General features: G+C 50.0%; 17 protein-coding genes. 12 read left to right on the top strand and 5 right to left on the bottom strand.

The genetic code is table 11. The annotated features are described in order from the left end of the window. Nucleotides 1–255: 255 nt before the first annotated feature. From IQ260_RS31400 to IQ260_RS30835, 4 genes are all read left to right on the top strand, one after another. Entirely contained in the window at nt 256–381 is a 126-nt protein-coding gene (locus IQ260_RS31400) for a Rho termination factor N-terminal domain-containing protein (RefSeq protein WP_265579500.1), read from the top strand. Between the two features lie 246 nt (nt 382–627). Continuing rightward, nucleotides 628–1,218: a hypothetical protein gene (locus IQ260_RS04100; RefSeq protein ID WP_193991119.1), complete on the top strand. Its 591-nt coding sequence runs from the start codon at nt 628–630 to the stop codon at nt 1,216–1,218. A gap of 567 nt (nt 1,219–1,785) precedes the next feature. Then, a complete protein-coding gene (locus IQ260_RS04095) occupies nt 1,786–2,022 on the top strand; it encodes a Nif11 family protein (protein ID WP_193991117.1) in 237 nt (78 codons plus the stop codon). A gap of 239 nt (nt 2,023–2,261) precedes the next feature. After that, nucleotides 2,262–2,960: a benzoate/H(+) symporter BenE family transporter gene (locus IQ260_RS30835; RefSeq protein WP_228015523.1), complete on the top strand. Its 699-nt coding sequence runs from the start codon at nt 2,262–2,264 to the stop codon at nt 2,958–2,960. Nucleotides 2,961–2,967: 7 nt separating this feature from the next. On the opposite strand, the gene IQ260_RS04085 is transcribed toward IQ260_RS30835, so the two are convergent. From IQ260_RS04085 to IQ260_RS04075, 3 genes are all read right to left on the bottom strand, one after another. Beyond that, nucleotides 2,968–3,582 (bottom strand): cytochrome c oxidase subunit 3, encoded by a 615-nt coding sequence (locus tag IQ260_RS04085; protein WP_193991115.1) that lies wholly within the window; start codon nt 3,580–3,582, stop codon nt 2,968–2,970. A 61-nt stretch (nt 3,583–3,643) separates the two neighbouring features. Next, entirely contained in the window at nt 3,644–5,332 is a 1,689-nt protein-coding gene (gene ctaD, locus IQ260_RS04080) for a cytochrome c oxidase subunit I (protein ID WP_193991113.1), read from the bottom strand. Nucleotides 5,333–5,399: 67 nt separating this feature from the next. Further along, entirely contained in the window at nt 5,400–6,362 is a 963-nt protein-coding gene (locus tag IQ260_RS04075) for a cytochrome c oxidase subunit II (protein ID WP_228015521.1), read from the bottom strand. A gap of 561 nt (nt 6,363–6,923) precedes the next feature. Between IQ260_RS04075 and IQ260_RS04070 the strand changes: the two genes are divergently transcribed. The 8 genes from IQ260_RS04070 to IQ260_RS04035 all read left to right on the top strand — a co-directional run bounded on the left by IQ260_RS04070 (nt 6,924) and on the right by IQ260_RS04035 (nt 16,882). Then, nucleotides 6,924–7,865 (top strand): COX15/CtaA family protein, encoded by a 942-nt coding sequence (locus tag IQ260_RS04070; protein ID WP_193991109.1) that lies wholly within the window; start codon nt 6,924–6,926, stop codon nt 7,863–7,865. A gap of 82 nt (nt 7,866–7,947) precedes the next feature. Continuing rightward, the gene (locus tag IQ260_RS04065; protein WP_193991107.1) at nt 7,948–8,904 is read left to right on the top strand and encodes a heme o synthase; all 957 of its coding nucleotides are present in this window, start codon (nt 7,948–7,950) and stop codon (nt 8,902–8,904) included. Between the two features lie 102 nt (nt 8,905–9,006). Beyond that, on the top strand, nt 9,007–10,038 hold the full coding sequence (locus tag IQ260_RS04060) for an ABC transporter ATP-binding protein (protein ID WP_193991105.1): 1,032 nt from the start codon (nt 9,007–9,009) through the stop codon (nt 10,036–10,038). Between the two features lie 77 nt (nt 10,039–10,115). Next, nucleotides 10,116–10,997: an ABC transporter permease gene (locus tag IQ260_RS04055; protein ID WP_193991103.1), complete on the top strand. Its 882-nt coding sequence runs from the start codon at nt 10,116–10,118 to the stop codon at nt 10,995–10,997. A gap of 9 nt (nt 10,998–11,006) precedes the next feature. Beyond that, the gene (locus IQ260_RS04050; RefSeq protein ID WP_193991101.1) at nt 11,007–11,633 is read left to right on the top strand and encodes a trimeric intracellular cation channel family protein; all 627 of its coding nucleotides are present in this window, start codon (nt 11,007–11,009) and stop codon (nt 11,631–11,633) included. Nucleotides 11,634–11,754: 121 nt separating this feature from the next. Next, nucleotides 11,755–12,093, top strand: coding sequence for a hypothetical protein (locus IQ260_RS04045; protein WP_193991099.1), 339 nt, complete (start codon nt 11,755–11,757; stop codon nt 12,091–12,093). Nucleotides 12,094–12,372: 279 nt separating this feature from the next. Continuing rightward, nucleotides 12,373–15,582: a valine--tRNA ligase gene (locus IQ260_RS04040; RefSeq protein ID WP_193991097.1), complete on the top strand. Its 3,210-nt coding sequence runs from the start codon at nt 12,373–12,375 to the stop codon at nt 15,580–15,582. Between the two features lie 31 nt (nt 15,583–15,613). Further along, complete coding sequence (locus tag IQ260_RS04035; protein WP_193991095.1) at nt 15,614–16,882, top strand: hypothetical protein; 1,269 nt, start codon at nt 15,614–15,616, stop codon at nt 16,880–16,882. On the opposite strand, the gene IQ260_RS04030 is transcribed toward IQ260_RS04035, so the two are convergent. Both IQ260_RS04030 and IQ260_RS04025 read right to left on the bottom strand, forming a co-directional pair. After that, the gene (locus IQ260_RS04030) at nt 16,879–17,361 is read right to left on the bottom strand and encodes a chemotaxis protein CheW (protein WP_193991094.1); all 483 of its coding nucleotides are present in this window, start codon (nt 17,359–17,361) and stop codon (nt 16,879–16,881) included. The genes IQ260_RS04035 and IQ260_RS04030 overlap by 4 nt on opposite strands. Further along, entirely contained in the window at nt 17,354–20,416 is a 3,063-nt protein-coding gene (locus IQ260_RS04025; RefSeq protein ID WP_193991092.1) for a hybrid sensor histidine kinase/response regulator, read from the bottom strand. Before IQ260_RS04025 ends, IQ260_RS04030 begins: the two co-directional genes overlap by 8 nt. Nucleotides 20,417–20,447 lie beyond the last annotated feature (31 nt).

Below are 20,447 nucleotides of genomic sequence, written 5' to 3'. Positions count from 1 at the left end.
TTGTTCTGCACGAACTGACCCGTGCGAATGGCTTCATCTATTGCGGCAAACTGCTGAGGCTTTGCCTTGACCTTGTACTCTAAAATCAACATAGTCTTACGCTAGCATGATGAGCATAAAATTAAAGGCTTGCTACGTAAAGATTGATTGTTCGCTAACACTCACCTGGGAGACTCGCGATCTACATCCCCGTGCTGAAGCACCGGGCTTTGTCTGCGTTCTCCCAATCCCTCTTAGATTTGGTAAACCTACCTTGTGAGCGATAATGACGATGCCACCAGGCAGGCTCTATCCGACCAAGCCCAGGACCTGAACATTGAGGGTCGCAGCTCCATGAGCAAGGCTGAGCTCAAAGAAGCGATTGTAGAAGAAAACAGCTAAGCAATCCGCTAAAAGTAAGTTGCCAGCCAGGGCGGCTAGTGAAAGCAAGTCCCTAGTTAAGTGCCAGGGTTTCGAGCAGTTTAGCCAGTTTCCTCTGCATTTAACCAGGTCGTAACAGCCTGCAACCCTTATCATGCTTTATCTGGCTATTTTTTCAGCAAGCCCTATGTCAGTATGAAGAGACCAGTGAGTGTTAGACTAAAGCCACCAGGTTATGTAACGTCTTAAGCCCCTATCCTACACACAATGTCTGTTTTTCGGCTCAAACAGGATTTGGTGGATCCTGTGGATCTGCATGGAGTTCTGCGAGTTAGGTTAGGCAGTCAAGATAACGTTTTCGTTTCCACCTATTTCACACGTCTGGATCAGGCTTTAATTGTTTGGGGCGTCGTTACCGCAGCTATCTTTCTGGTTGCTCAGTTCTGTTATCTAGACTGGCGCATTCAAGCTATCGTCTGGTCAGCGCTGTCCTGTGCAGCCATCTTACTAGTTGGCAGATTAGCCTGGTTTTGGGTAACCACCAGAAACCAACGTTGGATCCTCTACGGCTGGTCACTTTTAGTGATGGCCGGACTAGTCTCGACCGGCTATGGCATTTTGTCAGCATGGGGCTTCCTCTTAAGAAACCTCTGTTCGATATGGCTAGGAATCAGTGCGTTTGGCTATTTTGCCACGGGCATTGGTATGCAGGCACAAGCGCTCATACTCATTGGAATTGTGCATATCTGTGCAATTCCAATTTTGATAGTGCTGCCAAACTGGCCGTTTTTACTGACTGGTCTAGTGATGTCTGGCAGTTTGTTCTGTTTAGCTGTGTTTCAGTGGGAACATTACTGAAACATGAGAAATGATAGAAACGCACCATTCTTATGGTAGTTAACACTCAAGTTTAGTTAAAGCTAAATTTCTGTCAGAATTGTCCATGCATGAGCGAGTTTTACCAGGGATCCTTGGTAAAACTGGTCAGTAGTTGTCAAAGATATATCGTTACTAATCATGACTAAGACATTGAACTGTTGATATAAACTACGGCTTTGCTTCATTGTTTCTAACCACCCTATTATTATTTCCTATCCCATATTCTGACTAGCGTTTATTCTCGCTTGGGCGATGACATATGCGAATGCGAAGTGTTTTGAAGGCAGCATCACAAAGAGATAGATTTGGCCTGATAATAGAAAGGTGTAACCGTTACTACTGTGCTGATATCTACTTGGCTAAAGACTCCAAGAATCTATCGCTGCCATTAGGCTTTCATCCCTAGTCAGGTGGGATTTTCAGCCACGCTAGATATAGTGTTTCAAGTCTCTTGTCACTATCTAGCGCTGAGCAAAATACTAGATATACGGGGCTGAGATGTTCTCACTTTCGTCCCCAGTTATCCCGTCTCATGGAGAAGTCATCATGTTAGAGAGTCAAAATGCAGCTCACAGGTTTCATGAAATCGAACAAGCTCATGCCAGAAAGGAACGTCGCAAAGCCCTGAGTGACCCAGAGGCGTTTATTAAGCTGGCTGCTGCTGGAGGCTATGAGTTTACGGTCGAAAACTTAGAAACTCAACTAGACCAATTATCGGATGAGGATGTTGCAGGCATCTTTAATCCAGGTATTCCACCCAGACGTCATCTTTTCCCACGATAATAGGCCCAAGCTCATAGGAAACTACTATGCAAGAGGTCTATTCATATACGGAGCAGGGCTGTGTTTGCAGTTTTGCTCCTTAGCCAGTAGCTCTTGTGTAAAAGTGGGGTAGGTTGACCGCTACCATCAACCCACCCCACAGTCATTTGGTATGGCCACAGCAGATATCGCAGCTGTTATGCGCATTGCTCAGGTATTAGACGTCTCTATGGAAGAGCTAGTAGACGTGATTGAAGATAATGACTCAATCACCTGACTCAGCCCGCCTCTGGAAAACCAGTCTGCCAGGTATAGAACTGTTTGAAGCTAGACTGCAACAACCTGCCAAACCAGAATCAAAGGCCGTTGCCCAAGTGCGAACCTACCTGGAAACCCACTACACCCAAAATGTTTCCCTGGATCAGCTGGTGGATCTGAGTCCCTACTATTTGATTCGCTGTTTTCGTCAGCAGGTGGGCTGTGCGCTCCACCAGTATCTAGGGACAGCTATGGTTTATCTAAAGGATTTCTCAAAAGATTTTTCGATTTCAGCTGAGATCGCAGGATTTGTCTCCGTGCTAGTGGGCTTCACTGGCGCTGGAGTGATCGTGTTTCAAGCAGCCCAGGCAGAGGATCCAGATAGACGCTATGTGGCTGCGGTCATGTCCGGAGTTTTTTATATCGTGGTAGGGCTATTTGGAGCAACGGTAGTGGGTCTGTTTTCGGCACTGCCTGGGGAATTGGTAAGTGCGATCGCAGGTTTGGCCCTGCTCAGCACCATTGGTAAAGGCTTAGTCACCGCTCTCACCCAGGAAAAAGAACGAGAGCCTGCCCTAATCACGTTTCTTGTTACCGCGTCCGGCCTAACCCTGTTGGGCATTGGTTCCGCATTTTGGGGTCTCTTAGCCGGTGTTTTAGCAACCATGATCGCTCGTCGCATCGGTGTTCAAGCCACCTAGCGCCACCTTAGCGCCACAGGTATAACAGCGCAAACAGGATAATCCAAATCACATCGACAAAGTGCCAATAAAGCTCAGTGGCTTCAATGCCAAAATGGTTTTCATGGGAGTAGTGAGCGCCCTTACGAGAGCGAAACAGTACTGCCAGCATCATCAGTAAACCAAACAGCACGTGAAGACCGTGGAATCCAGTCAGTACATAAAACGTACTGGCAAAAATGTTAGTAGTCAGTCCAAAGGTGAGATGGGTGTACTCATAGATCTGTCCACCGAGAAAAATAGCGCCCATGGCTGCAGTGATGCCAAACCACATCCGCATCTTGCCAACGTCGTCTTGCTTAATTGCCGTATCGGCATTGTGAATCACAAAACTACTGGAGATCAAGATAATGGTGTTGATGCCCGGCAACAATAGCTCTAATCCTTCTGTCCCCTCCGGTGGCCAGGCGGGAGCCATCAGTCTAAAGCTGAGGTAGGCAATAAAGAGACCGAGAAAGATCATACTCTCGGCACATAGGAAAACCAAAACGCCAAACATGCGCAAGTCTGGATGTTCCTCATGGGCCTGTTCGACATGGGAAACAGCAATGGTATCGGCTTGGTTAATAGCTGAGCTTTGCATAGGAGAAGATTAAGAGATAGAGACTTATGGTTCCCCTTAGCAAGGGGAACCGTTGAAAACTCTAGTGAGCGTGGGCAGCGGCTGCCGCAATAGCTTCTTCGTAAATTTCAGGGTCGTCTTTAACTGGGATGTAGCCAAGACCATAATCATAGGGACCCGTCTTAATCACCGGAACACCCTCAAAGTTCTCATGGGCCGGCGGTGACAGCGTTTGCCACTCCAGAGTGAGTGCCCGCCAGGGATTGGTGGGTGCTTTTTCTCCCCAGTGCCAGCTCCAGATGGCGTTGATGATAAACGGCACCGTAGACACGGCCATCAGATAGGCTCCAATGGTGGCCACCACATTCAGGTCCGTAAACTGGGGATCATAGAGAGCAATGCGTCGATTCATCCCCTGGAGACCCAGCTGGTGCATGGGCATAAATGTCAGGTTCATGCCGACAAAGGTAAGCACAAAGTGCACCCTGCCCCAAAATTCATTCAGCATCCGCCCGGTCATTTTGGGGAACCAGTGATACAGGGCCATGTAGATGCCAAAGATGGATGCCCCAAACAGCACGTAGTGAAAGTGAGCGACGACAAAGTAGGTGTCATGTACGTGGATGTCAAAAGGCACCGCCGCCAGCATCACACCGCTGATGCCGCCAATCACAAAGATGGCGATAAAGCCAATGGCAAACAGCATAGCGCTGGTGTAGGCAATCTTGCCGCGCCACAGGGTAGCCGTCCAACCAAAGACCTTAATGCCGGTGGGTACGGCAATGGCCATGGTGGTGATCATAAAGAACATGCGCAACCAGGGGGGGGTGCCGCTGGTAAACATGTGGTGTGCCCACACGATTAGTCCTAAGAAGCTAATCACCAAACTGGAGTAAGCGATGGCACGATAGCCAAAGATGGGCTTACGGGCGTGTACCGGCAGGACATCGGAAATGGCCCCAAACAGCGGCAGCACGAAAATATACACCGCTGGGTGGGAGTAGAACCAGAACATGTGCTGATACACGACGGGATCACCACCGCCCGTGGGGTTAAAGAAGGCGGTGCCCGCTACCAGGTCAAACATCAGTAAAATTAGCGCTCCGGCTAACACTGGCGTACTGATTAAAATTAGCAGCGAGGTGGCGATCATCGCCCAGCAGAACAGCGGCATTTTCAGGAGTGGCATACTGGGCACCCGCATTTTTAAGATGGTGACCAAAAAGTTGAGCGCTCCCAAAATCGATGCGGTTCCACCGATCAGAATGCTCATGATCCAAATGCCCTGGCCTAGCATGCCATTGGAAATGCTCAGGGGGGGGTAGGAGGTCCAGCCTGCCTGGGGCGGTTCAAAAAAGAAGCTGGCCACCAGCATGATCCCGGATGGTGGGATTAGCCAAAATGCGATCGCATTAATCCGAGGAAAGGCCATATCCTTGGCCCCAATCATCAGTGGGATCAGATAGTTTGCCAGTCCTGCCCCCGCCGGCACAATCCACAAAAACAACATGATGGTGCCGTGGAGCGTCAGCACACCGTTATAGGTTTCAGGGGTAATAAAGTCAGGGGCAGGCGTCGCCAGCTCTGTCCGAATTACCGTCGCCAGTGCTCCACCAATCAGATAGAACACAAACGATGTAACCAGGTACTGGATACCGATCACCTTATGATCTGTACTAAAGGTGAAAAAGTGAGTCCACTTACGCTCATTGCCCAGTTGTTGAGGAGAGGGTGAGGGATCAGGTGTTTTGATAGCCTCTGCTTGTGCCATATGAGTTGTCAGGAAAAGGAGAAGAAGGAAAAAATAGAGCTAGTTCAAAGAGAGCTGTCGGTGTTGCTTAAGGCACTAAAGCCATATCCATGTGGGAATCATGCAAATGCTCCAGATGAGTCATATCCAGATGTGTCGGCTCTTGAAAATGAGCTAGATAGTCAGCATCCGTTTCGTCCGGTTTCTGACTAGTTGCCGCAATTGCTGTTGAGAGATCCGTTGGCCCCTGGGCAATCCGACTCTGTTCCCATTCGTCATACTCTTCGGGAGAATGCACAATTAGCTGGGTACGCATGCCGCCGTGGTAAGAGCCACACAGCTCAGCACACACGACAGGATAGGTCCCTTCGCGGGTCGCCTTAAAGATCAAGGTTGTTTCCTTACCCGGAATCATGTCCTGCTTGATGCGAAATTCGGGTAGCCAAAATGCATGGATGACATCTTGAGCCTTGAGGTTCAACTTAACAAACTGATCAACGGGAACATGCACCGTTCCGTCTACGATACCGGTGGCAGGATACGTCATCACAAAGGCAAACTGCAGCCCCAACACATCGATATTGAGGATATCGTCAGTTGATTCTTCAAACGTTGGAGGCTCGCCTAAACCAGATGCTGCCAACATAGGATAGCTAGAGGTCCCCTTTTCGGGTGATGCATAGGCCAGCTGGACTTCCTTGGATGAATGGTGTTCCATCAAATTGAGACCGCCCATCTCGGTATAAATTTCGAAGCTGTATACCGAGAGACCTAATACAATAATGGCTGGGATCGCCGTCCACACAATCTCCAGGGGAATATTACCCTCAATGTGGGGACCGTCAGTTTCATCTCCTTCTTTCCGACGAAACCGGATCAGGGCAATGACTAGAGTGCCTTCAACAATCAGAAACAACCCGGTGCCAATGGTCATCATCAGATTAAATAACTGATCGACCTCAGCCGCCTCGGTGGATGCCTGGATGGGCATTAAACCGTGGTTTTGGCCATACCAAAGACTGATCAGCGTGACGACAATGCCGATCAGCATGGTGATAATAGAAGTAGGAATACCGTTCACGACTCGAACATTCTCCTGTGGAGTGGTCTGCTGTATAAAAACAGAAATTGGTTAAGAATTGGCTGGATAAATAAAGAATTTGACGTTTATTCTACAAACAAAAGAAAATGAGCTTTTCACAACTACCTAAGATAGGGTATTCCTGACGCGTTGTTGGATTGGGGCAGTCAGCTGTATCAATTCATAAACCTGTAACTGAACGTAACGCTATGGAGCTTGTCCATAGGGGATGCGAATAAGCTTGCGCAGCGGGGCAATCAGGAGGTCATACAGGCCCTCCTTAACCCAAACCCAAGGTAGCGCCATCTCCTTACAAATGACAGGTCCCACAGCGTTCATTTGAGCTATTTAAGGATTTTCTTCAGGTTCTTTTGGCAGAGTCAGCGGCTGACATAATTAAGGGAATCTTACAAATCTTGCCAAACGAGAAGAAAACCTAAATGTATTTCATCGAAGGCAAAAAAATTTTCTACCCTGTAATGGTGCAGATGATTTTTCTGTTATCGGCTTCTTAAGAGAGTTTTTAGGTTTATGGCCCATTCTTCGTTATTCACGCTTCAGACGAGCGGTGATTCTAGGTTTGACCCTGTTACCTATCTGCGACGCTGGGTGTGGAAAATGGCCGTGGCTACGTTAATGCTGATGGCCATTGGCAGTGCCACTCGCGTAATGAATGCCGGATTGGCCTGTCCGGATTGGCCCTTGTGCTACGGTCAGCTTGTGCCCAGCCAGCAGATGAATCTCCAGGTCTTTTTAGAATGGTTTCATCGCCTGGATGCTTCATTGATTGGTCTGATGGCAATTGGTTTAGTCGCGCTGGCTATTCGGTGGCGTCGCTCTCTAGCGGCTTGGGTGCCCTGGACTGCTGGCTTGGTTCTCTTTTTAGTCGTTTTTCAGGGTGTTCTCGGTGGTCTTACGGTAACGCAACTGTTGCGGTTTGATATTGTTACTGCCCATCTAGGTACGGCCCTACTGGTGTTTTGCACTCTGCTAGCTATGGGTATGGGGCTGCTGCCCTATCGAGCAACAGGTACCGCTGGCAAACTATCCTGGTTCGGCGGTCTCGCCGTGGTTTTGGTATATGGCCAAAGTTTACTGGGTGGTCTGGTGGGTTCACGCTGGGCGGCTCATCAGTGCTTTGGTTTAGCAGAGCTGTGTGGCGTGGTTAATGCTCACCTGCTGGGGATCGTGCCTGCTAGCCTGGCGGTGATCTTGTTGGCTGTATGGGTCTGGCGGACGCCAGCTTTAGATGGCGTGTTGCGATCGCAAGCTAACATCGCTTTTGGTCTACTCATTCTCCAGCTAATCCTGGGCTATGCCACCTTCCGTCTGCACCTGCAGGTAGAGCCCCTTACTGTTTGTCACCAGGCTATTGGTGCGGCTCTGTTAGGTACCCTTGTTTGTTTTACGGTTTTGTCCATACGAGATGCGGCCCTGTCCGAAGAGAATCTTAAGGCTTCGGCAGATAGTTAGAAAATTTTCATTCCGTATAGGCGTTATCTGCCTTTCGTCCTGTCGATCCATGGAACGCCTTTCCCACATTATTTCCATCCCTATGCAACCTTCTAATCTTGCCTCCAGAGTTCACCACGAAAACTTTGGCCAAATCTGTCGCAGTTACTACCAGCTCACCAAACCCAGAATTATCCCGCTGCTGCTAATCGAAACAGCCGCTAGCATGTGGGTCGCCGCCCAGGGGCATCCAGATTTGTTGTTGGTGCTGATCACCATGGCAGGTGGCTGGCTAGCGGCGGCATCCGCCCAGGTGATCAACTGTGTCTATGACCGCGACATTGACTACGATATGGAACGCACCCGCGACCGTCCCCTCCCGTCGGGACGAATCCAGGTGCGAGATGCCCTGATTTTTGCTGGGGTGTTGGCTGTGGCATCCTTTAGCCTGCTGACCTGGTTTGCCAATGTGCTCAGTGCCTGTTTGGCCATGGCCGGAATTGTGGTGTATATCGGGGTATATACCCACTGGCTGAAGCGTTCCTCACCTCAAAATATTGTTATCGGTGGTGCAGCGGGCGCCATTCCTCCCCTGGTGGGCTGGACTGCGGTTACCGGTGATGTGGGCTGGGCGGCCTGGATTTTCTTTGCCATCGTGTTTGTATGGACTCCGCCCCACTTTTGGGCACTGGCCATGCTGATCAAAGATGACTATGCCAAGGTGAACATCCCCATGTTGCCGGTGATCGTGGGCAATGAAGAGACGGCCAATCAGATTTGGCTCTATACGCTGATGCTGGTGCCGGTGACGTTGCTAATGGTGTGTCCCACCGAAGCCTGTGGGTGGCTGTATGGTCTACTGGCACTGCTGCTGGGTGGGCTGTTTCTACGTAAAGCCTATGATTTGAAACAGTGCCCGTGCGATCGCGACCTGGCCCGAGGTGTTTTCAAATACTCCATCTTCTACATGATGCTGTTGTCGGCAGCGATGGTAGTCGATAGCCTGCCCGTCACTCGCCATGGAGTTCATGCCTTACTAGGCACCCTGGGTATCGGCTAAATTGCAAAGGAGTCCCTGTGTAGGGAATGCTTGCAAGATAAAATACAATAAAAGCGGTCTGAAATAGCTGAAGTGCTTCCATAGGGGTTTGAAGGATTTAGAATGCCACAACAGCCTGCAGTTGTAATCGAAAATCTTCGGAAACACTATGGTGATGTCCAAGCGGTAAAGGATGTTTCGTTGCAGATTGAGCCCGGAGAAATCTTTGGTCTACTCGGTCCCAATGGCGCTGGCAAAACCACCACTATTCGTTGTCTTTGCACCCTGACACTGGCCGATGCCGGTACCCTGGAGGTAATGGGGGTCTCCGTTGTTGAGCAGCCACGTCAGGTGCGGCAGCGGCTGGGCTATATCGCTCAAGAGGTGGCCTTAGATAAGGTTCTGACCGGACGGGAACTGCTGGAGCTGCAGGCGGCTATCTACCATTTGCCAGGAAAGCTCGCTAAGAGTCGGATTGACCAGATGATTGAGCTGCTGGAGCTGACCGACTGGGCTGATAAGAAAACGGGCACCTACTCCGGTGGTCTGAAAAAGCGTCTGGATTTAGCGGCAGGACTGCTTCATCAGCCGGATGTGCTGGTGTTAGATGAACCGACAGTAGGGTTAGATGTCGAAAGCCGTTCGGCGGTGTGGCGATTTTTACGACAGCTGCAGGCGGCGGGCACCACGATTTTGATTACTAGCCACTATTTAGAAGAAGTGGATGCTTTAGCCAACCGGGTCGCCATTATTGACCAAGGCCAAGTCATTAGCTCAGGGACGCCTGCCGAACTTAAGGCCAACGTCGGCGGTGAACGCATCACGCTTAGAATTCGGGAGTTTACTCCTCTAGATGAAGCTCAGCAGGCGAGCAAAATGCTGCAGGAATTGCCGGTGGTGCAGGAAGTGATTGTCAACAGTGCCCAGGGCAACTCTCTGAACTTAGTTGTCGAGTCCGAAGCCGACGCGCTAGTAGCGGTACAAAAAGCGCTAAAGGGAGCAGGATTGCCCACCTTTGGTATTGCCCAGTCACAGCCTAGCCTGGATGACGTGTACTTAGCTGCAACAGGCCGAACCATTATGGATGCTGAGGTGGCAGCAGCCAGCAAACGAGATATGAAAAAGGAAATGAAGCAACAGAATATGAAACGCTAAGGGTCTCATCCTTTAGATAGAATTTTTGTAATCTTCTCGCCACAGTTTCTTACTACCCCAGCCATTCTCTACCTACCATGAGCAGCTCTTATTCCACCATCCAAAACAGCCAGCTTCAGGCCTGGAAAAAGGATGCGATCGCATCCCCCGGTTTTAGCGAATTCGTCCAAGAAACCCTGGCCCTGACCAAGCGCCTATTTATCCAGCTGCAGCGCCGTCCCTCCACCCTGGCTGCTGGCATTGTTCAACCCTTGATGTGGCTGATCCTATTTGGTGCCCTGTTCCAAAACGTGCCCCAGGGGCTATTTGGCGATAGCGTCAACTATGGACAGTTTATTGGCGCTGGCATCATCGTCTTCACAGCCTTTGGCGGCGCGTTAAATGCTGGCCTGCCGGTGATGTTTGATCGGGAGTTTGGGTTCTTAAATCGACTGCTGGTGGCCCCACTGGTGTCCCGTTTTTCTATCGTTATCGCCTCAGCTTTGTTTATTGCCGCTATGAGTTTGGTACAGACGGCTGCGATTGTTGCTCTGAGCGCTTTTCTCGGCGCTGGCTTGCCCAGCATTGCGGGTCTGGGGCTGATGACGGTTATCATCCTCATGCTAGTGCTAGGGGTGACCGCCTTTAGTTTGGGGCTGGCCTTTGCCCTGCCCGGCCACATTGAGCTGATTGCCGTTATCTTTGTTACCAACCTGCCCCTGCTGTTTGCCAGCACAGCCTTGGTACCTCTGTCGTTTATGCCCCCCTGGCTGAGCACCATCGCCAGTCTCAATCCCCTCAGCTACGCCATTGAGCCCATCCGTTATCTCTATTTGCATAACGACTGGACGCTCAATAGCATCGTGATGCAGTCTGTCTGGGGTGACCTATCCATGGGGATGTCACTGTTACTGCTTGCCGGTTTCTGCGGTGGCGCATTGGCCCTCACCTATCCCCTGATTAATCGCCGTATTGCCTAAGGATATCCAGTGGTTCTGCATGTTCTGGACTTAGTAGGGGTGGCTGTCTTTGCCGTCAGTGGCGCTCTAGCCGCCGGACGGAAGCATCTCGATTTGCTCGGTGTGGTTGTGATTGCACTCGTCACCGCCATTGGCGGTGGCACCTTACGGGATCTTTTACTAGATCGGCATCCTGTTTTTTGGATTGAGCGTCCTCTATATCTGCCTGTTATTTTAGGCGCGGCCCTATTAACGGTGCTTTATGCTAAATTTTTCAAGCCGCCCCATAAATCACTGTTAGTAGCCGATGCCTTTGGTCTGGCCCTGTTCTCAATTGGCGGTGCTCAAATTGCAGAGCAAACGCACCTGTCAGGTTTACCAATCGTGGTGATGGGAACAATTACCGGGGCAGCAGGCGGTGTCCTGCGAGATATGCTACTGGCAGATATTCCAGTGATCCTAAAGCGAGGTCGTATCTATGCGACTGCCGCCATTGTTGGCATCGTTCTCTACCTGGGGCTACAAGCGTTAGGTCTGGTGCAAACATGGGCTGCACTCCTGGGTATGACCGTCATTGCCGGACTCAGGCTTGCCGCCATCATTTGGGGATTGATGCTACCGATTTTTAGCCTTTCAGAGACTCCATTGGAGTCTTAATTGAAGACGGACAGGGGACAACCAATTTAAAAAATTGCCTACTGTTGCATCAACCCTTGGCACTCTTGCTAAACTGTGGTCATTAATAGGCAAATCACAAAAAATCAACTCACGGCATACCATGGCAAGCATCCTTAAAACCACATTGGCTTCTGTAACAGGTCTAGGATTGGTCCTAGGTTTGACCACGGCTCCGGCACTCGCTCAAACCAACGGTGGGTTTGAGGATTTAAGCGGGGATGCCGATAATAACGAAGTGTTTAGCGGCAGCGGCGTCAGTCTCACTGACTTATTAAGCAATGCTCGCCGGGCAGGTGGGTTGAGTTCTGATGAATTCAACCGTAAAACTGATCGCAATATTGACCAGGCCGCTGCTGACTTTCATCAACGTCAGCAGGCAGCTCTTGAAGCTGAGCAGGGTTCGGTTACAGAAACACCTGAATTTGAAGAGCAGTTTTAGCGCTCAGTCCTGGCACTAATCTGTCACTAAATAGTCATAGCCGTAGGGTGCCGTTAGCACAGCGTAACGCACCGCTGCTGGTTTCGACTCCGCTCAACCAGCTTCTAAGTTTCAGGTAATTGAGGGCTGTCTGAAAGCCAAATTCTACCGGGCTGCGCTGTGAGTTGAGTAGTATAGAATCACAGGCTCAAAGCGTCTTCTCCAGGATAGCGCTGCCGGACTTTCCGGTTATGGCCTAACATTATTGAGTCAGCAATAATGTGTCCAAGGCATCCGGCAATGACCGCAACTGTCCCCAACCTATCGAGCCAGTACGATCCTTCCCAAACCGAATCTAAGTGGCAGTCCACTTGGGAAGATAAGGCTGTGTTTAAGGCCGATCCAAACCATGGTGGGGAGCCGTTTTGTGTGGTGATTCCACCGCCGAATGTCACGGGTAGCCTTCACATGGGCCATGCCTTTGAGAACGCGCTGATTGATACGCTAGTGCGCTATCAACGCATGAACGGTCGTAATACCCTGTGGCTGCCGGGGACCGACCATGCCAGTATTGCAGTGAGTGCGATTTTAGATAAAGAGCTGCGATCGCAAAATAAAACCCGCCAAGACATCAGCCGCGACGACTATCTACAGCGTGCCTGGCAATGGAAAGAAGAGTCCGGCGGTACTATTGTTAACCAACTGCGTAAACTAGGCGTGTCCGTGGACTGGACCCGTGAGCGCTTCACCATGGATGAAGGGCTCACTAAAGCGGTCTTAAAAGCCTTTAACCAGCTCTATCAAGAAGGTCTGATCTATCGCGGCAACTATATGGTCAACTGGTGCCCCGCTAGCCAGTCAGCCGTATCGGATGTTGAAGTTGAAAACAAAGATGTAGACGGTAGCCTGTGGCATTTTCGCTATCCGCTCACCGACGGCTCCGGTTATGTGGAAGTAGCCACGACCCGTCCCGAAACGATGTTGGGGGATACGGCAGTGGCTGTTAGCCCAGAGGACGAGCGCTACCTGGAAATGGTAGGCAAGACCCTGACATTGCCGCTGGTGGGTCGTGAGATTCCTATCATTGCCGATAGCTATGTAGACAAAGAATTTGGTACCGGCTGCGTCAAGGTTACACCGGCCCACGACCCCAATGACTTCGCTATGGGAGAGCGCCATAACCTGCCCTTGATCACCATCATGAATAAGGATGGGTCGATGAATGAAAATGCGGGACGGTTTGAAGGCTTAGACCGGTTTGAGGCCCGCACGCAGGTGGTCGCGGCTCTAGATGACGTAGATGCACTGGTACGCATCGAAGACTATCAGCACAGCGTTCCCTATAGCGATCGCGGCAAGGTTCCCATCGAACCGTTGCTATCCACCCAGTGGTTTGTCAAAATTCGGCCTATGGCGGACATGGCTCTGGATGCCTTGGATAACCATCAGTCCCCCAAGTTTGTCCCCGAGCGCTGGACTAAGGTTTATCGTGACTGGTTGGTAAACCTGCGTGACTGGTGTATCTCCCGTCAGCTGTGGTGGGGGCACCAGATTCCTGCCTGGTATGCCGTTAGCCAAACCAATGGCGAGATTACCGATTCCACCCCCTTCTTTGTAGCTGAGTCAGAAGACGAAGCTCGGGCTAGTGCGATCAAGCAGTTTGGCGATGATGTGGAACTAAAGCAGGATCCCGATGTCCTCGATACCTGGTTCTCCTCAGGTCTGTGGCCCTTCTCCACCATGGGCTGGCCCGATGAAAATGCTAAAGATTTTCAAACCTATTATCCCACCACTACCCTCGTCACCGGGTTTGACATTATCTTTTTCTGGGTGGCTCGGATGACCATGATGGCCGGGCATTTTACCGATACCATGCCCTTTGAGACCGTGTATATCCATGGTCTGGTGCGGGATGAGAAAAACCAGAAGATGTCCAAATCTAAGGGCAACGGCATTGATCCGCTGGTGCTGATTAATAAGTACGGTACCGACGCTCTGCGCTATACCCTCATTCGCGAAGTGGCTGGCGCTGGTCAGGATATTCGCCTGGATTACAACCGTAAGACCGATGAGTCCTCTTCGGTGGAGGCATCACGCAACTTTACTAACAAACTGTGGAACGCTTCTCGGTTTGTCATGATGAATCTCGGTGGCCAAACTCCGGCAGACCTAGGGGAGCCTGACACGGCCAAATTAGAGCTAGCCGATAAATGGATTCTCTCAAAGTTTAACCAAACTATTAACCAAACTCGAGAGTGTCTTAATCAGTACGGTATGGGTGAAGCCGCTAAAGTGCTGTATGAGTTTATCTGGGGAGACTTTTGTGATTGGTATATCGAGCTAGTAAAACCCCGGCTGTATGGGAAAGATGAGAACTCTAAGCTAGTGGCACAACAAACCCTAGCCTTTGTTCTAGAGGGTATTCTCAAGCTGTTACATCCATTTACCCCACACATCACAGAAGAAGTGTGGCACACCCTGACTCAAGTGGGTGAGGATAGCTATCTAGCGGTACAACCCTATCCCACAGTGAGGCCTGAGCTGGTCGATGCTAAACTAGAAAAAGACTTTGATCTGCTGATTGGCACCATTCGCACCATTCGTAACCTCCGGGCAGCGGCGGGGGTAAAACCATCGGCCAAGATTGAGGCAATTTTAAAAACCGATGATGCCAACGAGGTGCGCATTCTCAACGCCACCCAGGTTTATCTAAAAGATACGGCTAAGGTAGAGACTCTAACCATTAGCGGCACCACCCTCACAGCAGAAACATTAACCGTAGCAGAAACCTCTGGAGATCAGGCACCGCAGATTTCTGAAAAATCTGACAGGGCTGACGAGACTGACGAACTGCCAGAGATTGACTGGGGGGATGGTGTGGATGCCATTCAAACTCTTCTCAAGCACCCATTAGGCTATATAGGACAAGCTTATAACGCCTCTAAAAAACCGGCTTCTGTGGTTCTATTGCTCTTGCTCACAGGTCTTGGTTTGAGATTAGCTGCAGCTGTTGTTACTGGCATCAGCACATTGCCACCGGTTGGTAGATTTTTTCAGATGATCGGTGTGGGCTATACGACCTGGTTTGGGGGGCGCTATATCCTCAAGGCAGAGAATCGTCGACAGCTTTGGGAGAATGTCATCGGGTTCTGGGATGAGGTCGTTGGTACCTTGAGTACTGATAGTGCTGACGCGGTGGAGGGTCTAGACGTAGCAGCCCAGACTGATGAGATTGCTGCAGCTGACACTCGACAAATGTTTGCGGGGGTATTTGGTACGGTACAGGTGCTGATCCCGCTGACGGGGCTGGTGGATGTGGAGGCCCTGAAGCAAAAGATTGAGAAGTCCCTGGCCAAGGTGGAAGGAGAAATCAAGTCGATTAGTGGTCGCCTGGGTAATCAGGGCTTTGTGAATAAGGCTCCTGAACGTGTGGTACAGGAGACACGGGATTCGTTGGCTGAAGCAGAAACCCAAGCAAAGCTGTTGCGAGAGCGATTAACGATGCTCTAGGGGCTCCAGGGAAGTTTAGCTGGGAGGACGTATGGGAACCTGGATTAAAGAAACTGACAAAGCCATTTATCTAATGGAAGGTGCCTACTATCGGCAAAAAATTGATAAATCTCCCCGTCAGGGAGAGATTGAGGGCGAAACGTTCTTTAGAACTCAATTGCTTAAGGAATGGCTTAATGGTGATGATCCTCCAGGTTTTTTTCTAGTCTCTGTAAAAACAGGTACTGATGAGCCAAAACCGCTACCAAAGCCGCCCGTTATAACTCCGCCTGAGCCATCGGCCACTAGTCTCAAAATCACCAAAGCTCCTAACCAGGTTAAAGTCTACCACCCCTATCAGCTAGCAGGTATCGCCAGCGACGACCTAGTGGGTAAGGCCGTCAGCCTATACGTTGACAATAGTTCCAAGCCCATCGCGACAACCACTGTCAATGCGAATAAACAATGGGGATTTCAGTCTGTTTTTTTAGCAGTTCCCAAGCCCCAGCTCCGTCGACTCAAGGTGGTTGCTGACCAAACGAATGATATTGCGTCCCTAACGCTTACTCCCTACATCGAGAAACATCCAGGGGCTCAAACGCTTTCTCTCAGTGCCAGTGTTGGTTTACGGGGCACTAATCGTGCCAATGATATCAAGCTTGTACGGGAGCGTTTAGTGGCGCTGGGGTATACCTTTGCCAGGGGCAACTCTGTTAATGACCTGGTCCAAGCGATTCTGCTGTTTCAGTCTGCGATCGCAGGTAGCACATCAATCCGAGGCGATGGTCGTGTGGATGCAGGGGGTAGAACCCAACGTTTTTTAGAAGCGGCCAATGCCCCTCGATGGATGCGTATGCCTGGTCAAGGTGTGGGTTTCTACAATGTTGAAGTGTTGGATCAGCCTGGAGATAGCCATGACTATGGCATTGACTGGATGAGTAACGTGATTCGGGCCGCTGGGATTCATTACGAGCTGGCCTATCGTAAAAATCGCTCGGAGATTGCCCCCATGGCAGTTAATGATGTGAGCTTACCCAGGGGAGGAAAAACTCCCGATCATAGTGGGCATCAAAGTGGTAATGCCGGCGATATTGTATTGCCCCGCAAGGGAGGCCGATTTGGCGGTACTAGATGGACCAACGCCAATTATGACCGCAATGCCACTGAAGCTATCCTTAAAGCCTTGCGTGCCCAGCCCTGGGTGGATAAAAACACGCTATATTTTAACGACCCAGTCTTGATGAACAAAGGTCTGTGTCGACGTGCGGGTGGTCACGATGATCATATTCATTTTGAGGTCAATGTCCCTCCCAAAATCTAGCCAGTACTAGTAGCTACTACAGGCTGCTTCGTTTCATGCCGAAAAACAGCCTGTAGGTCTAAAAGTAATAGGGTACGGCCATCCTGTTCAGAGGGAATGGCGATGTGGCTGATCCACTGCTTTTTCGGGATAAATCGTCTATCCACCGTTACGGAATGGAACGTAGCCAGAGGCAGCTCCATCAAATCCGGGGGTGATTCCAAGGTAATACCCCATAGCTTATTGTTAGCATCGCGCAGCACCAACAGAAAGGGTAGTTGTCTGGGAGGTGATGTAGTACCAAGACCAAATACGCCATGCAAATCTAGTAGCTGAATTGTGTGGATGCTCAGTTGGACTATGCCCAACGACACAATTCCACCTTGATCACGCGATGGGCAGTTGACTACCTTGAGGACGGCCTCCATGGGCAGGGCAAACCAATAGTCAGCAACTTTGAAAGTGATAAATTTTGCGATCGCCAATGTGTCGTTATCCACGAAGCCCCTGGGAATGTTGCTTACAAGCGTTAGTTAATGTCGTTAATAGTTGAGGTGTCAGATATGGCTTGGTCAGATAGTCGGTTGCCCCCAGTTCTTGGGCAAGCTGTCGATGTTTTACTCCAGTGCGTGATGTCAACATAATAGTGGGTACTGAGGCAATTTTAGGTGTATTCTGCCGGGCCTTTAGAAACTCAAAGCCGTTCATCCCAGGCATTTCAAGATCACATAGAATGGCCGCTACATCAGTTTGCTGTAGTTTTTGTAAGGCTTCATTCCCCTCTTTCGCCTGCAGGACCCAATAGCCAGCGTTTTCTAGTGCTTTGGTCAAGGTATTACGCACTGTAATGGAGTCATCAACAATCAAAATAGATTGCTTGGAGGCAGATCGTGAGGCTGATTCTCTAGGTGCCTGTTGTCCTTTGATAGGAGTCAGCCTCGACTGCTGAGAAAACTCTCTGAGTTTTTTTTGTACCAGAGCTGCTCCATCCATCACTAAGCTGAGGTGACCATCGGGGAGACTGCAACAGCCGTAGATATAGTCTGATGTAGTAGCTAGGTCTCCTAGGGAGCGAATGACGAGTTCTTGCTCTCCAACCAGCTGGTCTATTTCTAGACCCACTAAGCGATTTTTATACCGGATTAAAATAATTGGCCTGATAGCTGAGGTGTTATTTTTTTCTGCTCTATTTTCTGAGCTATGTAAATTGGGCAGTAGCTCATTATAGGCCAACGCTTCTGATAGAGAAACAACAAGACTCAGCTGAGCTTTCCCTTCCGCATGTAGGCTCAATACTTTTCTATTATTCTGAATTTTTAACTGCCCAGCTTTTGGCATGAGAATTTGTTCAATTGTATCTGTCATCAAGGCATATAGCCGTTCTCCAGCACGGCACAGTAGTAGTTGCGAGATCGTTAAATTGGCCGGAATCTTGAGAATAAAACAGGTGCCTTGCCCTGGCTGATGGGTAACGGCAAGCTGGCCCCCCAGAGTTTGCATTTGACTACGAACAACATCTAGGCCGACGCCTCGTCCTGACAGATCACTGACTTGAGCGGCTGTAGATAGCTCAGACTCAAAAATTAAATTACTGATTTGAGCGGGCGTGAGCTGCTGCGCTTCTGTGGCTGTAACCAGCTGGTTGTCGATTGCCTTTTGCCGAATGGCCGCAAGATTAAGACCCTGGCCATCATCTTGAATTTTGATGGTTAAATGTCGACCTGTTTGACTAGCAGAGATAGTAATTTGTCCCTTTTTAGGTTTGCTCTGCTGCTGACGAACCTCTGGCGTCTCAATACCGTGGTCAAAGGCGTTCCGTACCAAATGGAGTAACGGGTCATACAGCTGATCAACAATGGCTTTGTCCACCAGCACCTCGTCCCCATGGATCTGAAGGGTGACCGGCTTACTGTATTGCATGGATAAACGAGTCAGTACCTGGTGAAAGCGCTGCAGCAAATCTCCTAGGGGCTGCATCCTAGCCTCTAACATGGTTTCACGGAGATCATTTACCAGGCGCTGTTGTTTTGCCAAGGTTTGATTGCTCTGCCGCACAAATAATTCCATGGCTTCAGTACTTTCCATTTGCTGAACCATCGTATCGAGCGATGCTTGCACCAGAAGCTGCTGTTCACTGTAGCGATCCAACTCTAGGACATCGAACGACTGCTCAGCCCGTTTTGATGATGCGTGATCGGCTACTGACGTTTGGGCATGGCGCTGTAGCTTGTGCAACTGCTGCTGTTGTTCGCTTAATCGGAGCAACAGCAGCTTCATGGTGGTGGTCAGATGCTCATTGTAAAGTGCCTGACGGCTTTGCTGGGTCAAGAGTTCTCCGATTGTGTGGTTAAACTGTTCGAGGTGATTAATGGATATCCGTAGGGTGACATCGTCCTTGGCTGGAGTCGTTGGCTTTTCTGACGCCTGTTTAGATGCAACACGGGCTGGAGGAACCGGGGGGACTGGCTCAGACTGCACAGACGGAACGTGATTAGACTCCTCTGCTGGCAATGGTGAGATGTTTTCCCACAAATTTTCTAGAGTCTGGGTCGCTTCTGTTTTGTTAATGCTGTCTGAAGCTGCTAACGATTCTTTTGGATAAGCCTGCAATGGCTGTGGGGATGGCTGTGGGAGAGGATATTTACTTGATTTAGCATGGCCAATGGGCTGATTTAACCGTGACCATAATCTGCTCAACCAGCTAGGTTTAGATGCTGTGCTCCGGCTGTTAGAGGACTTAGATTGGCGATGCTGATTTGTTTTTTTTGAAGTATGGGCGGCGAGCCGTTTCAGGGCGGCACTAGGAGCACCACCCTGGGTACGGTCTCCTTGTAGTATGTCGGTTTGGGCAGAGCGATAGTCTTTAAGCGCAGCGGTAGCAATTTGGATGACCTGATCCGGTTGATTCTTTAAGGCTGCTAGGGTGGCCTGGGCAATTTCTCCAAAACCCGGTAGGTTCAATGATTCTGCCAACCCGAAAAAAACCTCTGCCTGAGATTGCAATAGGGCGTTTAAGGTTTCTGATTTAGGGGTTTTAAGTGACTCTTCTAGGGCATCTAGTCGCTGAGCGACTCCCATTTCGAAAATGGATTGGGTCATATCAAACCCTAAATCGCTCGATGTGGGTAAGTACCCGTCTTGGCCAAACTGATCCCCTAGATTATCCTGCAGCTTAGTAACAACGCTGGCCATTCGATCAAGAATACCTGACTCATCAATTTGAGCATGGGTCAGCTGAGCTGAGAGCATTAGCTGTAAGCAATCGTAGGCTTCAAAAATCAGTCCTTCTACAACAGGAGTGAGGGTGGCATCGGGTCGGCATAGGGCTTTGAAGGCATCTTCTAGGGAATGGGTTGTGGTTTTGATGGCATCCAAACCGACGCTGGCAGCGGCTCCCTTGAGGGTGTGGGCTGCCCGCATCAGGCCGTGCATTTTCTGGACACTAAAGTCCTGACGGAGGGTTTGCAGTTCGCTATCGATTTGCTGAAGCAGCTCAGACGCCTCTTGCAAAAAATAGGCTGGGATCTGCTGGGTGCTTGCTGAAGCAGAAGTCATGGTGAGTTAGACCCGTGTGTTTGCTGGCACA

Origin of the sequence: Leptolyngbya cf. ectocarpi LEGE 11479, from assembly GCF_015207065.1 — a bacterium.
GTDB lineage: Bacteria > Cyanobacteriota > Cyanobacteriia > Phormidesmidales > Phormidesmidaceae > Leptothoe > Leptothoe ectocarpi.
Note: the sequence above shows the minus strand (reverse complement) of the source record. Positions and strands in the feature narration are given on the sequence as shown.

What these genes read in the sequence shown, in the direction of transcription:
- IQ260_RS30835 (WP_228015523.1), top strand. Translation starts at nt 2,262, where the DNA reads ATGACTCAATCACCTGACTCAGCCCGCCTCTGGAAAACCAGTCTGCCA.
- IQ260_RS04045 (WP_193991099.1), top strand. Translation starts at nt 11,755, where the DNA reads ATGGCAAGCATCCTTAAAACCACATTGGCTTCTGTAACAGGTCTAGGA.
- IQ260_RS04075 (WP_228015521.1), bottom strand. Translation starts at nt 6,362, where the DNA reads ATGCTGATCGGCATTGTCGTCACGCTGATCAGTCTTTGGTATGGCCAA.
- IQ260_RS04065 (WP_193991107.1), top strand. Translation starts at nt 7,948, where the DNA reads ATGCAACCTTCTAATCTTGCCTCCAGAGTTCACCACGAAAACTTTGGC.
- IQ260_RS04100 (WP_193991119.1), top strand. Translation starts at nt 628, where the DNA reads ATGTCTGTTTTTCGGCTCAAACAGGATTTGGTGGATCCTGTGGATCTG.
- ctaD (WP_193991113.1), bottom strand. Translation starts at nt 5,332, where the DNA reads ATGGCACAAGCAGAGGCTATCAAAACACCTGATCCCTCACCCTCTCCT.
- IQ260_RS04025 (WP_193991092.1), bottom strand. Translation starts at nt 20,416, where the DNA reads ATGACTTCTGCTTCAGCAAGCACCCAGCAGATCCCAGCCTATTTTTTG.
- IQ260_RS04095 (WP_193991117.1), top strand. Translation starts at nt 1,786, where the DNA reads ATGTTAGAGAGTCAAAATGCAGCTCACAGGTTTCATGAAATCGAACAA.
- IQ260_RS04070 (WP_193991109.1), top strand. Translation starts at nt 6,924, where the DNA reads ATGGCCCATTCTTCGTTATTCACGCTTCAGACGAGCGGTGATTCTAGG.
- IQ260_RS04060 (WP_193991105.1), top strand. Translation starts at nt 9,007, where the DNA reads ATGCCACAACAGCCTGCAGTTGTAATCGAAAATCTTCGGAAACACTAT.
- IQ260_RS04035 (WP_193991095.1), top strand. Translation starts at nt 15,614, where the DNA reads ATGGGAACCTGGATTAAAGAAACTGACAAAGCCATTTATCTAATGGAA.
- IQ260_RS04040 (WP_193991097.1), top strand. Translation starts at nt 12,373, where the DNA reads ATGACCGCAACTGTCCCCAACCTATCGAGCCAGTACGATCCTTCCCAA.
- IQ260_RS04055 (WP_193991103.1), top strand. Translation starts at nt 10,116, where the DNA reads ATGAGCAGCTCTTATTCCACCATCCAAAACAGCCAGCTTCAGGCCTGG.
- IQ260_RS04085 (WP_193991115.1), bottom strand. Translation starts at nt 3,582, where the DNA reads ATGCAAAGCTCAGCTATTAACCAAGCCGATACCATTGCTGTTTCCCAT.